Raw genomic sequence first — 14,392 nt, 5'->3', positions numbered from 1 at the left:
TAAGTCATAATAATAAAATTAAATTAAACATGCAACATCAAAACACCCAGGAACCATCATTGCAAATGCGGGGTCAAAGCCCAGTGAACTGTCCGGATTCGGATGTTAAGGAGTGGGGGCAGAACATTAATCTCTGTCTCGGGACGAATGATTAATCGGCCTTATTCCACTTCCTTGATGTTGTTAACGAGTGCAAAGGTAATAATAAAATTTTAATATACAATGGATTAAATCCGCTTAAGCACTCCAGCAGAAACCAACAAACAAGTTGATTTATAATATGCTCCAAACGCTCTTTGTCCTTAATTTTTTCTCTCATAAACCAATAATTTGTCCCGGTTAACAGATTCTTGCGCGAATGGGAGGAGACGGCAGGATTCTACCAAATCGACTTTTCGGTGTAGCAAGTCCTCTAATCCAATCATCATTCCTGCAATACGCATCAAGGAAATTCGTTCATTCCTATGTGAATATTGTTTCAGAATAGTCGTGGATTTATTCGCAATATTTTATGAGATAATCCACGGCATGTTTTAATGGTGGTAGATCATTCTGAATGACATCCCATATAAAATCCACGTTTATGTCAAAATAACCATGAGCTATGTGGTTTCTCATTCCTTTTATATTACCCCAAGGGATTTCCTCACATTTGCATAAAAGTAGTCCATTTGTCTTTGAGTCAATTTTCTTGACGCTTTCTCCAATAGCCTCAATAAGCATACAATTAGCTGCTAAAGTTTTCATGCCACCTGGTGACTTTAGTAAGTCGTCTGCTTCACTGTATTCTTTATTCCATTCAAGCAAATTATCTATAGCTCCTCTAATTTACTCCAATAAATCTTTGGCTATTTCCTTCTGTTGTAAAGATATTGATTCCATCTCGCTCTATTTGTTTTCTAAAAAAAGGACGAAGATTACGATGGTCACTGATAAGGTCAACATCGCATTCCAATAATTTTCTGAGATACTCAGATGCTTCTATATAGTTGAAAAACTTTGGTGGCATCTTGACAAAGAGGTCAACATCGCTGCCTTCATGTTGTTCATTACGCGCGACAGAGCCAAAAAGCGACATAGACTGTATTCCAAACCTCGATTGCAGCTCTGGGGCATGGTCTCTGATTATCTGTATATATTCACTTCTTGTCTTCATACTCTTTAATTTTTGCGCAAAAATAACAATAATAATCCGTATCTCCAAACTTTTTGTGGAAAAAGTGCCATTTTTATGTGAAATGCTATTCTATCCTTTATCCTCCGAATATACAATAATCATTCCCCAAGTCCCAATCGAAGGATGAACGAAGGATGGTTGGGCAAGAATTCGTCTATTATTTCAGTATAGGCACAGATTTATTGTAATGTTGTAATTGTAATGCTTTGCCCAAAACTAAAGGTGACTTAGACTAGAAAAAGTTGTCACTTCTTTTGCCTTCTAAAGTGACAACCTTTTTCAGTTGAGGTCAAAATTTAGTTAATAAAAAATAATTAATTACCATAATGCTTGCACCGAAGGTTGAAAATATGTATCTTTGCTGCGCATTTTCAATGAAAATCCTCAGTAGCGTTGAGCATTTTCAATGAAAATCCTCAGTATAAATAAATAACATATACGGACATGATAGAGCGTAAGTTAAAAATAGACAAGGAATTAGAAGACAGTATTTTCCTTTTTGGCGCACGACAAACCGGTAAGAGCACCCTTCTCAGGGAAAAATTCCCCGACAGCATATATATTGACCTACTCGACACATCAGTGGCATCACGCTTCAAACGCACACCTTCACTGCTGTATGACACACTCATTGATAAGCCACAAGGCACGTTGGTTATTATCGACGAGATACCCGAAGTGCCTGAGATGCTTAATGAGGTACATCGTCTGATGTCAGAAAAAGGTCTCGTTTTTATCCTTTGCGGCTCAAGTGCGAGAAAACTCAAACGTAAGGGTTACAACACACTTGGAGGCAGGGCATATCCTGCATATCTATGCCCTTTCGTCAGTGCGGAGATACCCGACTTCGACCTCAATCATGCAATAAACTATGGTATGCTGCCACCTCATTATCTCGCCAAGAATCCTTCAAAACGGCTATCTGCATACATTGATGTATATCTGAAAGAGGAAATCAAGCAAGAGGCTCTTGTGAGAAATCTTTCGGCATTCCAACGCTTTCTTGAAGTTGCTGCACTTACAGACGGGGAGATGGTCAACAACAATAACATTGCCCAGGACTGCGGAGTAAGCGCAAATACTGTTGCCAGCTATTTTGACATACTTGAAGACACTCTCATAGGATTTCGCCTGCCGGCATTCTCCAAGTTGATGAAGCGCCGACTGGTTCAGACTCCTCGCTTCTATTATTTTGACGTGGGAATAGTCAACCACTTGCTCCACCGTGGTAATCTCGTCAGGGGCACAGCTGAATATGGTCATGCATTTGAACATCTTGTAATACAAGAGCTAAAGGCATGGCTCACATATAGTGAAAGCGTTGAACAGCTTACATTCTGGCGTACTCACACTGGCCTTGAAGTAGATGCCGTGATAGGCGACGCACGTCTTGCCATCGAAATAAAATCGGTGGAGGAGGTTCTTCCACGCCATCTGAAAGGTCTGAAGTCATTTGCCGAAGACTACCCCACAGCCCGACTTATAATAGTAAGTCTCGACCCTTTCAACCGCCGCATGGGAGATGTAGAGTGCATCCATATCAAAGACTTCCTCAAACAGCTATGGGCAGGACAATATTCCTGTTGATTACTCAAGTTTATCAGCTCCTCCACGGTCAGTGGAAGAACTACTTCCTGGCTCTCGCCATTTACTTTGATTGTTGCCATACTTATATTATTCATTTAATTAAACAGACTTGTTGAAAGATAACGCTCGCCAGTGTCTGGCAGTAGGGCGACGATGGTCTTACCCTCGTTCTCGGGACGACGTGCCACCTCGATAGCAGCATGAACAGCCGCTCCAGTAGAGATGCCAGCCAAGACTCCTTCCTTTTGTGCTAACAGACGGCCGGCGGCAAAGGCATCGTCGTTCTTCACACGGAACACCTCGTCATATACACCCTGGTTGAGCACTTTGGGAACAAATCCTGCACCTATTCCCTGTATCTTGTGAGGACCGGATTTTCCTCCCGACAACACTGGTGAATCGGCGGGCTCCACGGCAATGACCTTCACCTTGGGATTGTTCTTTTTCAGCGTCTCGCCAACGCCAGTGACAGTACCGCCAGTTCCCACTCCAGCGATGAAGATATCTACATCGCCGTCGGTGTCGTCAATAATCTCGCGTGCGGTGGTGAGACGGTGTGTCTCAGGATTAGCGGGATTGTTAAACTGCTGCGGCACGTAGGCATTGCCTATATCCTCTGCCAGCTCTTCAGCCTTCGCTATGGCTCCGCCCATGCCCTCGTGGGCGGGAGTGAGTACGCCAGTAGTGGGGTGTGACCAATGAGTTCTGTTACGTTTTTTGCGATCGTTGTCATAATCTTCCTGTGTTTAAATGTTTCTGAGTGCAAAGTTACGACATTTTGCAATGTGTCACAATACCACATGAATGGCATTTAGTATCGCACGATTATGTTATTTTATATACCCTATTTGTGGTATGTTTGTTGAAAAAATAGGGAAATAATTGCATATATATAATTAAAGGTGTAACTTTGCACGCAAATAACACACATGAAAGAAAATAACAGACGATGAAAAAACAAACTCTTGCAATAGACACACCCTATCAGCATCCCGATGCCTATGGGGCTTTGAGCATGCCGGTGTATCACTGTGCCGCATACGAATTTGACAATGCGGAAGAGATGGCTGACGCCTTCTGTGGACGGTCAGACATGCCCGATTACTCGCGTGTGACCAATCCTACAGTGACATATTTCGAACGAAAGGTGGCTGCGCTTGCCGAAGCTGCCGAGGCCGTGGCTTTCAGTTCGGGAATGGCGGCCATCAGCAATACTCTGTTCTGTCTGGCATCGCAAGGACGCACTATACTCACCTCACGACATCTCTTCGGCAACACCTTTGCTCTCATAGGAGGCACGATGCTGAGATTTGGAGTGAGACCAAAGCTTTGCGACCTCACCGACATCGAGGCGGTGGAGAATGCCATCGACGACACCACGTGCTGCATATTCATGGAGATTATCACCAACCCACAGATGGAGATTGCCGACATACGGGCCCTTGCCGACGTGGCTCATCGCCACAATATCCCGCTCGTGGCCGATACTACAACGATACCTTTCACGCAGTTTAGCGCAAAGGCTCTCGGCGTGGATATCGAAGTGGTGTCGAGCACGAAATATATCTCGGGCGGAGCCACTTCAATTGGCGGCGTGGTGATAGACTACGGCACACATCCTAACTTCGGCAAGAGGATGCGGCAGGAGATGCTCATGAATCTCGGCGCATACATGTCGCCGCATGTGGCTTACATGCAAACCGTCGGGTTAGAGACGCTTGACGCACGCTATCGTGTGCAGGCTGACAATGCGCTCACTGTGGCCAAGGCCATAAAAGACATCCCGGGAATACAACGCGTGAGATACCCAGGACTGGCTGACGACCCTTATCACGACATCGCCCGCCGACAGTTTGGCGAGACATCAGGAGCCATGCTCACCATCGACATCGCAAGCAAGGAAGCATGCTATAAGTTTATCGACAACCTGCGACTGATACGCCGTGCCACAAACCTCTTCGACAACCGCTCGCTCGCCATCCATCCCGCAAGCACTATCTTCGGCAACTTCAACGAACGACAAAGAGAAAAAATGGACATCCTCGACACCACTATACGACTGTCGATAGGGCTTGAGGCGGCGGAAGATATTATTGAGGATATAAAGGGGGGATTGAAATATTGAACAATTGAAAGACTAAAAAAATAAAGGGCAATGAAATACAATTTTGACAAGATAATAGACCGCACGGGCACCGACGACCTGAAACACGGAGTACTCGAGGAGAGATATGGCGACGCAAACCTTCTGCCACTATGGGTGGCAGACATGGACTTCGAGACGCCGCAGTTCATCACCGACGCCATAAGGAGACGTCTCGATCATTCGTTGTTCGGATATACTATGATGCCGGCAAACTACTGGCAACGCGTATCTCAATGGATAGAGGACCATCACCAATGGCGCCCTCGCGAGGAGTGGATGACATATATCCCGGGAATAGTTAAGGGCATTGGCATGGCAATTAACGTCTTTGTCAAGGAAGACGAGAAGGTCATCATCCAGCCCCCAGTATATCATCCCTTCCGCCTTACCCCATTAGGCAACCGCCGCCAGGTAGTCTATAACCCCCTCATTGAAACACTATCCACCGGTGGGCAGTGGAGCTGTGCTTCGTACTCCATGGATTTCGACCAACTGGCTGAAGTATGCGACGAGAAGTGCCGCATGCTCATCCTCTCCAATCCGCACAACCCTGCCGGCGTGTGCTGGGATGCCGACACACTCAGGCATCTGGCTCATTTCTGTCACGAGCGAGGCATCATCGTCATCTCTGACGAGATACACTGCGATATGGCACTCTTCGGCAACAGGCACGTTCCCTTTGCATCTGTCAGCGACGAGGCTGCACAATGCAGCATCACCTTCGGCGCACCGTCAAAGACGTTCAACATAGCTGGCATCGTGAGCTCATACGCCATAGTGCCCAACGACTCGCTGCGTAGCCGTTTCTTCTCATGGCTTGAAGCCAACGAACTCAACGAACCTCATCTATTCGCACCCATTGCCACCCTTGCTGCTTTCTCGCCCGAGGGAGAAGAGTGGCGCAAGGAGATGTTGGCATATATTGAACGTAATGTCGATTATGTCATCAGCTTCTGCCATGACCACATGCCGAAGATAAAGCCTTGGCGACCTGAGGCATCGTTCCTCGTATGGCTCGACTGTCGCGACCTTGATCTCGACCACGAGCAGCTCAACCGCCTCTTCGTAAGCCGAGCCCGTCTCGCCCTTAACGACGGAGAAATGTTTGGTAAAGGTGGCGAGGGCTTCATGCGCCTCAATGTCGCCGCGCCGCGCAGTGTGCTTACACAAGCATTGGAGAGCTTACGCGATGCCTTATAAGTAAGAGAGACACCTTGTGCTAACTTATTTAAAGTTAGGCTGCATCTCAACAATAAAAATAAAAGTTAAATATGGTTGCAATTTGCAATTCTTATCTTTGCAAATTGTGTATTGTCTTCGATTTGCACTAACTTTGCACCCAAAATCGATTTTTTAAGTATGGCAGAATCCAATTTTGTTGATTATGTGAAGATATATTGTCGCTCGGGAAAGGGCGGAAAGGGCTCTATGCACTTGCGGCACGTGAAGTATAACCCCAACGGCGGACCTGACGGAGGCGACGGCGGAAAGGGAGGTAGCATCTATCTGAGGGGCAACCATAACTACTGGACACTACTGCACCTGAAATACGAACGACACATCTTTGCCGAACATGGCGGAAACGGCGGACGCGACAAATGTCACGGCACCGACGGAAAAGATGTGTATATCGACGTGCCTTGCGGTACGGTGGTGTATAACGCTGAAACAGGAAAATATGTGTGCGATGTGGCTTACGACGGACAGGAGGTGCTGCTGCTGAAAGGCGGACGTGGAGGATTAGGCAACTTCCAGTTCCGTACCGCTACCAACCAGGCACCACGATATGCCCAACCTGGAGAACCGATGCAGGAGATGACTATCATTCTCGAGCTGAAACTACTCGCCGACGTGGGACTCGTGGGATTTCCCAATGCTGGCAAATCGACACTGCTGTCAGCTCTGTCAAGCGCAAGGCCAAAGATAGCCAACTATCCGTTCACCACTCTCGAACCGTCGCTCGGCATCGTGGGATACCGCGACCATAAGTCGTTTGTGATGGCCGACATCCCAGGCATTATCGAGGGAGCAAGCGAAGGCAAAGGACTCGGACTGCGATTTCTGAGACACATAGAACGTAACTCGCTGCTGCTCTTTATGGTGCCAGGTGATACCGACGACATTAAGAAGGAATACGAGATACTGCTGAACGAACTGCGTAACTTCAATCCCGACATGCTCGACAAACACCGAGTGCTGGCCGTGACGAAATGCGACCTCCTGGACGACGAACTCATCGAGATGCTCAAGGAGACACTGCCGCAGGACCTGCCAGTGGTGTTTATATCGTCGGTGGCTAACATGGGCCTCACCGAACTGAAAGACCTCCTGTGGAAGGAGCTTAACAGCGAGAGCAACAAGCTGCAGGCCATAACACAAGAGGATGTGATAGTACACCGCGACAAGGACATGACCCGATTCGCTGCCGAAATGGAGGCCGAAGGCGAAGACGAGGACATAGAATATGTTGACGTTGAGGATATTGATGAACTCGACGACTTTGAGTACGAGGAAGAAGAAAATGAAGAGTGAACAAATCGCACCACGGTTATACTATCATAGCGAGGGCGATGCGGTGATGTTCTCTACTACGCGCCATGGTGGAGTGAGCTGTGGGGAATATGAGGAGTTTAACATCAACGAGTATTGCGGCGACTCGGCGGAAGCAATAGCCACAAACAGACAGGCGCTGTGTGATGCGTTGGGCATTGACGAGGCGCATCTCGTCATGCCTCACCAGACACATGGAGTGGAGGTGAGGCAGATTGCCGCCGACTTCATCACGCTGCCTGAGAACATAAGACGGATGATACTCGAGGGCGTGGATGCCGTGATGACCAACGAAAGCGGCGTCTGCATTGGAGTGTCAACAGCCGACTGCATACCTATTATTATATACGACGCGCAGCACCACGCCGTTGCTGTTGCACATGCCGGATGGCGAGGCACCGTGGCGAGAATAGCTGAGAAGACTATTAAGGCAATGGCTCTCGCATATAAGAGTGAACCGAAAGACCTGACGTGCGTGATAGGGCCAGGAATAGAGCTCGATGCGTTTGAAGTGGGAATGGAGGTGTATGAACAGTTCTGTCAGGCTGGCTTCGAGACATCGGCGAAATTCGTCAGAGGCAAATGGCATATCGACCTTAAGGAGTGTAACCGCTTGCAGCTCGTCGAACTCGGCGTGAGGCCAGAGGCAATAACCGTGAGTCAGATATGTACCTACACTGACAATCACGACTTCTTCTCAGCCCGGCGGCAAGGAATAAACAGTGGCAGAATATTTACCGGAGCATTACTATCTCCTCTCTCTCTGTAGGAACGGGGTGTTAAGGAAGTTGAGTATATGCGAAACTTAAATAACAAAACATAATGAAAATACTACACCTATTATGTATATATGTTGCACTCCTGGTGCTGACATCGGCTATAAAGGACGAGTTTACAGCCATCGAACGACAACAGATACAGATAGAGACGCCCGGGCTGTTTGAACACTCTGACGCGTTTACCATAGACTTCGCGGCATACCGCACCAGCGACTACTCTTTCCCACTGCCCGTGGGAAAGGCGAAGGTGGTGGACGGCAGTGAGATGGAGATAACCACCGAGAAAGGCGATGCCGTGAAGGCGATGTTTGACGGAACGGTGAGACTCGCACGCCACGTGGCGGGACACGGCAACGCGATAGTGCTGAGACACGACAACGGACTTGAGACCGTATATGAACGAAACGCGGAGAACATGGTGAAAGCGGGCGACCGCGTGAAGGCAGGACAGACCATTGCCATTGTAGGAGGAGAGAAAGGACGATGGGCGCTGACCTTCTACGTGATGGTGAACGGCGGAAAGATAAACCCCGAGATCATCGTCATGCCCAAGAGCCACCGCCTGACCCGACGCACGCTGATGTTCAAGAAAAAAGGCTTCGCCGTGGAGACAACTGTGGTGGGAGCCGATAAGAAGACAAAGGAACAAGACCTCGCCGTCTTCTATCCGCTGCCAGGAGCAAAGGTGATAAGTCCATACGGACGGCGCGGCGGACGATCGCATACTGGTGTAGATATCAAGACACGGCCTAACGACAACATACTCGCCGCCTTCGACGGAGTGGTGACTATGTCGCAACAATATGCCGCCTATGGCAACCTTATCAAGATAAGACACGAGAGAGGACTGGAGACATGGTATAGCCACAACTCGAAAAATCTTGTCAGCGTAGGCGACCGCGTGAAGGCTGGACAGGTGATAGCCCTGACAGGACAGACGGGACGCGCCTCTACCGCCCACCTGCATTTCGAACTGCGACTCAACGGAGCCGCTCAAAATCCCTCTTTACTCTTCGACCATGTAGCCCATAAGGTGAAGGAAGACGTGTATGAAAACTTTCTGAAAACCGGAAAACTCAGGAAGAAATAGACTTAATGCAAAAAAATACGCCTTTTCTGCAAAAATTATCGGGAATGTAACACATATATCGAAAAATTAAGTTATCTTTGCACCCGATATATCGATTAAGCCCTCAAAAGGGTTATAACAATTAGGTATTAGGTATTAATTTTTTAACATTTAAATTTCTTATGCAAAAGAGATTGTATTTCCTAATCGCCACGCTCATGCTGATGGTATCGTCGGTAGTGGCACAGGTTACTACGTCTGGATTGTCTGGTAGGGTGTCGGCTGATGGCGAAGATGTAATCGGAGCCACGGTAGAGGCCGTACACACTCCTTCAGGCACAAAGTACGTGGGAGTAACTAACCAAAAAGGTCAATTCAATATCAACGGTATGCGCTCAGGTGGCCCTTACGAGGTGACCATCAGCTACATTGGTTTTGAAACCAAGAAGGTGCAGGACGTTATCCTCCAGCTTGGTGAGACCTACAACCTCAACACAACCATGAACGAGGACACACAGGTGCTCGGTGAGGTGGTGGTGAAAGGAAAAGCTACAAAGCTCAACATCGAGAAGATGGGAGCATCGACCAACGTCACAAGCGCACAGATCACGGCTTTGCCAACGGTAAGCCGCTCTATTACCGACGTTACGCGCCTCTCTCCTTACGGAGGTAACGGAATGACATTCCAGGGGTCTGACGGACGTACGGCAAACTTCACCGTAGATGGTGCCGACTTCAACAACAACTTCGGTCTTTCATCGGATCTCCCTGGTGGTGGCAATCCTATCTCACTTGATGCCATCGATGAACTCCAGGTGGTCATCTCGCCATTCGACGTGCGTCAGACAAACTTCATCGGTGGTGGAGTGAACGCCGTGACCAAGTCGGGTACCAACACATTTAAGGGTACTGCGTATGTTTATCACAGAAACGAAAACATGCGTGGCGACGCCGTGGACCGCGAGCAGATACAGAGCGCACGCGAGAAAGACCAGCAGACCACATACGGTTTCACCCTCGGCGGACCAATCATCAAGGACAAGCTATTCTTCTTCGCCAATGGAGAGTATATTAAGACTCCAACCATTGCTAACCGCTGGAGAGCTTCGCAAGATGGTGTTGCCGATGCCGACAATTTCATTTCCAAGTGTACGGAATACGACCTTCAGCGAGTGAGCGAGCATGTGAAGAACAAGTACGGATATGATACAGGCTCTTGGACCAGTTTCCCGGCTGACGAGAAAAACTACAAGATTCTTGCCCGCATCGACTGGAACATCAACGACAACCATCACCTCGCGCTGCGTTACAACCATACCAACAACACCAACTGGAGTGCACCAAACGCTTCGTCAATGGACGGTGGTTCGCGTTCGGCTTATGCACGTACATCGCAGTATGCAATGTCGTATGCCAACTCAATGTACTCGATAAAGAATCTCGTACACTCTTTGTCATTCGACCTGAACAGCCGCTTCGGCGACAATATATCAAACCAGTTCCTCGCTACTTTCTCTAAACTCGACGACGTGCGTGGAACTGACTCTTCCGAATTCCCCTTCATCGACATTCTTGATGGTTCGGGCGACACTAACAACTACATTGCTCTTGGCTATGAGCTGTTTACATATAACAACGCCGTACACAACACAGTGTGGAACGTGAAGGATGACGTGACCTTCTATCTCGGCAACCACAAACTCATGGGTGGCGTAAGCTATGAACACCAAATGGCCGACAACCAGTATATGCGAAACGGTACTGGCTACTATCGTTACAACAGTGTTGACGACTTCATCAACGGTGCCGCTCCTGAAATCGTATGTCTCACCTATGGCTACAATGGCGAGTCGAGTCCTGCTGCACGAGTGACATTCAACAAACTCGGCTTCTATGCACAAGACGAGTGGAACGCCACCGACAACTTCAAACTCACGGCGGGAATACGTTTCGACGGATTGTTCTTCGACAACGCCGACCTGATGACCAACAACGCCGTGCTCGAACTTGACTACTTTGGCCGTCGCGTCGATACAGGAAAATGGCCTGACTCACGATTCTCCATATCTCCACGTGTAGGATTCACATGGGACGTACTCGGCGACAGAAGCCTTAAGGTACGCGGAGGTACCGGACTCTTCCAGGGTCGTCTGCCGCTCGTGTTCTTCACCAATATGCCTACAAACGGTGGTATGGTGCAGTATCAGGCACAGCTCAATGCAACAGGAGTAAAGGGAACCAAAGTCGACATGAGCAAGTTTGAAGGAGGTCTTGTTACCGATGCCAACGGCAACGCCTCTATCGCAGCCCTGCGCGACAAAATCATATCTATGGGATTCCCAACTACCATCACTCCTGAAGAAGGAGCAATACCTTCAACCATTTGCGGCGTTGATCCCGATTTCAAGATGCCACAGGTGTGGAAGTCTTCAATAGCTATCGACTACCAGCTGCCAGTGTCGTTCCCATTCACCATCACTGGAGAGTATATCTATAACAAAACTCTCAATGCTGCCATGATCAAAGACTGGGCAGTGCCTGACGTGACTAATTTCCCACGACTGAACGGTGCCGACAACCGCGCCATATTCCCTAAGGGATTCCAGACCCTGCAGAGCGCATACGTGCTTGAGAACACAAGCCGCGGCTATGGATGGTCGGCCAGCTTGCAGTTGAATGCACGTCCGTTCGAGTGGCTGAGTCTTATGGCTGCATATACACACAGCGTAAGCAAGGAGGTGACATCACTGCCAGGTTCTAATGCCGGTTCGGTGCTCAACTACGTGTCAACAGTGGAAGGTCCTAACAACATGCACCTCCATAACTCACAGAACGTGACACCAGACCGATTCGTCTTCTCCGTAACCAACAACGACAGCCACGGCAACCACTTGAGTCTTATCTACGAGACATGGCGCGGCGGCTACAACTACTCGTACATGATGATGAACGACATCAACGGCGACGGCTATAACTACGATGCACTGTATATACCAACAGACCAGCAGGTTGCCAACGGCGAGTTCCGCTTCGTGTCAGAAGACGACAAGACCAGATTCATGGACTTCGTACACAGCGACAGCTACCTGAGCAAGCACCAGGGCGAATATGCAGAGGCATACAGCCTCTACAACCCATGGGTTCATCGTGTTGACATAAGCTACAAGCATGACTTTACACTCAATGTGGGAAGAACAAAGCATACCCTTCAGCTCAGCTGCGACGTGAAGAATGTACTCAACCTCTTCAACTCGAAGTGGGGCGTGAGCAAGTATCTCAATCCGGAGATTGGTTCTGACCCACGAATCCTGAAGTATGAGGGCGTTGACAAGCAAGGATATGCTACATTCTCTACACCAGAAGCCATCAACGGCAATACTCAGACATGGACCCTCAATCATGCCGTGGGACAGTGCTGGTATGCTTCTGTCGGTATCAAGTACATTTTCAACTAATAAGAGAACAAAAAATATGAAACTGAAATATTTCTTCCCGATGGTCATCGCGGCTCTTGCAACATTTGTAACGAGCTGCTCTGATGAAGATGTCGTGAGCTATCTCGACAATGTTCGTGTCACCTCTTCTTACGTGGCACTGCCTGCAGAAGGAGGCTCGACAAGCATAGATGTAACTGCCTCTGGAGATTGGACTATATCTGACATACCTGAATGGGTGACTGTGTCGCCAACATCTGGCTCTGGCAATACTACCGTAACCTTCACTGCACCAGCAACTTCAAAGTCGAATGAGGCGTATGTCACTATTGAGTGCAACGGCGACAAGCAGATGCTGAAGGTAATGCAGATGGCAGAGAAGGTGGAACTGGCTGTCTCTACTTGTGCTGAAGTAAACAAGGGTTCTGACAACGTCAGCTACCGTATTAAGGGTGCTGTGACAAAGATTGAGAACACCACATACGGAAACATGTACATCAACGATGGTACTGGCGAGGTGTATATTTATGGTACTCTCGACGCTAAGGGAGCTGAGAAAAACTTCTCTTCCCTCGGTATTGAGGTTGGTGATGTGGTGGACTGTGAGGGTCCAAGAGTTACCCACAATGGTACTATAGAACTTAAGAATGTTACCGTGAACAGCATCACAAAGTCGCTCATCAAAGTTGACTCTACATACGTGGCTGGAAAAATGGGCAACACACTGCCTCTCGAAGGAGGTGAACTCACTGCCTACGTATCATGCAAGGGCAAGGGCGTGTCGGTTGACATTCCTGAGGATGCCAAGGACTGGCTCTCTATCGCTGCCATCAGAAACGGCGGTACGGAGGTTGTGTTCAAGGCTGCTCCTAACACGGGCGGCGACCGCAGCACCACAATTACCTTCACCACCAACGACGGCAAAAAGGAGTACTCTTCTAAGGTTGACATCGCCCAGAAGGGGGCCATCGTGCCGGTTTCCGTGGCTGATTTTATTGCCACAGAGGTAGGTAATGCACAGTATCGCCTGACTGGTCTTGTAACAAAGGTTGACGACGCCGCCTCTGGCAAGTACTACATCAGCGACTACACTGGTCAGATCTACGTATACAAGGCATCTGGTACTGTCGCACTCAACGATGTGGTTACTATCGTTGGTAAGCATGCCGAATATAAGGGTACACCTCAGGTGGGTAGTGGAAAGCTCGAGGAAATATGTGCCTCTGCTGAGCCTATCTCACTTGCCGACTTCAATGCTGCCGAGGACAGCAACGACAAGTTCTATGTCCTTACCGGTAAGATAACCGAGATTGCCAACGACAAGTATGGCAACGTATATATCGAGGATGGGACAGGTGAGAAAGTTTATCTCTATGGAGTATATGGCGACTGGACAGGTGAAAACAAGCAGTACTTCATTAAGGACAATGCAATCGCTGTTGGCGACACCATCACTGTAGTGACCATCAAGACATCAAATAAGAATGCTCCTCAAGGCAAGAACGCTGTTTGCTTCGGCGTAAAAAAGGCTGAATAATACGTCATTTAGTTAATCTATATTATTTCGGCGGCATAACCCTAATAGGTGTTATGTCGCCGATTTTTATTGCTTTTGCTGTTTTTCCCCTTTTTTTCTTGTGAATATGAATA

At 48.3% G+C, this 14,392-nt stretch carries 10 protein-coding genes and 1 pseudogene; 8 read left to right on the top strand and 3 right to left on the bottom strand.

Translation table 11 applies throughout. The annotated features are described in order from the left end of the window. Positions 1–495: 495 nt before the first annotated feature. Together CIK99_RS03245 and CIK99_RS03240 are read right to left on the bottom strand one after the other, a co-directional pair. Positions 496–807, bottom strand: coding sequence for a DUF86 domain-containing protein (locus CIK99_RS03245; RefSeq protein ID WP_094379726.1), 312 nt, complete (start codon positions 805–807; stop codon positions 496–498). A gap of 16 nt (positions 808–823) precedes the next feature. Beyond that, positions 824–1,156: a nucleotidyltransferase family protein gene (locus tag CIK99_RS03240; protein WP_094379723.1), complete on the bottom strand. Its 333-nt coding sequence runs from the start codon at positions 1,154–1,156 to the stop codon at positions 824–826. Positions 1,157–1,621: 465 nt separating this feature from the next. Between CIK99_RS03240 and CIK99_RS03235 the strand changes: the two genes are divergently transcribed. Then, positions 1,622–2,764 (top strand): ATP-binding protein, encoded by a 1,143-nt coding sequence (locus tag CIK99_RS03235; protein ID WP_094379721.1) that lies wholly within the window; start codon positions 1,622–1,624, stop codon positions 2,762–2,764. Positions 2,765–2,859: 95 nt separating this feature from the next. On the opposite strand, the pseudogene CIK99_RS03230 reads toward CIK99_RS03235, so the two are convergent. Beyond that, positions 2,860–3,441 (bottom strand): annotated as a pseudogene (locus CIK99_RS03230) (pyridoxal-phosphate dependent enzyme); the annotation flags it as partial. Positions 3,442–3,713: 272 nt separating this feature from the next. On the opposite strand from CIK99_RS03230, the gene CIK99_RS03225 reads away from it, so the two are divergent. The 7 genes from CIK99_RS03225 to CIK99_RS03195 all read left to right on the top strand — a co-directional run bounded on the left by CIK99_RS03225 (position 3,714) and on the right by CIK99_RS03195 (position 14,279). After that, positions 3,714–4,889 carry a PLP-dependent aspartate aminotransferase family protein gene (locus CIK99_RS03225; protein WP_094379716.1) on the top strand — a complete coding sequence of 392 codons (1,176 nt, stop codon included), beginning with the start codon at positions 3,714–3,716 and terminating at the stop codon, positions 4,887–4,889. Positions 4,890–4,919: 30 nt separating this feature from the next. Next, positions 4,920–6,110, top strand: coding sequence for a MalY/PatB family protein (locus CIK99_RS03220; protein ID WP_094379713.1), 1,191 nt, complete (start codon positions 4,920–4,922; stop codon positions 6,108–6,110). Between the two features lie 159 nt (positions 6,111–6,269). Continuing rightward, on the top strand, positions 6,270–7,442 hold the full coding sequence (gene obgE, locus CIK99_RS03215) for a GTPase ObgE (protein ID WP_094379710.1): 1,173 nt from the start codon (positions 6,270–6,272) through the stop codon (positions 7,440–7,442). After that, positions 7,432–8,229 (top strand): peptidoglycan editing factor PgeF, encoded by a 798-nt coding sequence (gene pgeF, locus CIK99_RS03210; RefSeq protein ID WP_094379708.1) that lies wholly within the window; start codon positions 7,432–7,434, stop codon positions 8,227–8,229. The genes obgE and pgeF overlap by 11 nt, the downstream gene beginning before the upstream one ends. Before the next feature lie 53 nt (positions 8,230–8,282). Beyond that, entirely contained in the window at positions 8,283–9,329 is a 1,047-nt protein-coding gene (locus tag CIK99_RS03205; RefSeq protein ID WP_094379706.1) for a M23 family metallopeptidase, read from the top strand. A 161-nt stretch (positions 9,330–9,490) separates the two neighbouring features. After that, the gene (locus CIK99_RS03200) at positions 9,491–12,763 is read left to right on the top strand and encodes a carboxypeptidase regulatory-like domain-containing protein (protein ID WP_094379704.1); all 3,273 of its coding nucleotides are present in this window, start codon (positions 9,491–9,493) and stop codon (positions 12,761–12,763) included. Between the two features lie 16 nt (positions 12,764–12,779). Then, positions 12,780–14,279 (top strand): BACON domain-containing protein, encoded by a 1,500-nt coding sequence (locus CIK99_RS03195; protein ID WP_094379702.1) that lies wholly within the window; start codon positions 12,780–12,782, stop codon positions 14,277–14,279. Positions 14,280–14,392 lie beyond the last annotated feature (113 nt).

It is taken from the genome of Prevotella sp. P5-92 (assembly GCF_002251245.1).
Lineage (GTDB): Bacteria > Bacteroidota > Bacteroidia > Bacteroidales > Bacteroidaceae > Prevotella.
Note: the sequence above shows the minus strand (reverse complement) of the source record. Positions and strands in the feature narration are given on the sequence as shown.

Excerpts from the sequence above, each read along its gene's own strand:
- CIK99_RS03240 (WP_094379723.1), bottom strand. The coding sequence starts at position 1,156 with ATGAAGACAAGAAGTGAATATATACAGATAATCAGAGACCATGCCCCA.
- CIK99_RS03235 (WP_094379721.1), top strand. The coding sequence starts at position 1,622 with ATGATAGAGCGTAAGTTAAAAATAGACAAGGAATTAGAAGACAGTATT.
- CIK99_RS03225 (WP_094379716.1), top strand. The coding sequence starts at position 3,714 with ATGAAAAAACAAACTCTTGCAATAGACACACCCTATCAGCATCCCGAT.
- CIK99_RS03220 (WP_094379713.1), top strand. The coding sequence starts at position 4,920 with ATGAAATACAATTTTGACAAGATAATAGACCGCACGGGCACCGACGAC.
- obgE (WP_094379710.1), top strand. The coding sequence starts at position 6,270 with ATGGCAGAATCCAATTTTGTTGATTATGTGAAGATATATTGTCGCTCG.
- pgeF (WP_094379708.1), top strand. The coding sequence starts at position 7,432 with ATGAAGAGTGAACAAATCGCACCACGGTTATACTATCATAGCGAGGGC.
- CIK99_RS03205 (WP_094379706.1), top strand. The coding sequence starts at position 8,283 with ATGAAAATACTACACCTATTATGTATATATGTTGCACTCCTGGTGCTG.
- CIK99_RS03200 (WP_094379704.1), top strand. The coding sequence starts at position 9,491 with ATGCAAAAGAGATTGTATTTCCTAATCGCCACGCTCATGCTGATGGTA.
- CIK99_RS03195 (WP_094379702.1), top strand. The coding sequence starts at position 12,780 with ATGAAACTGAAATATTTCTTCCCGATGGTCATCGCGGCTCTTGCAACA.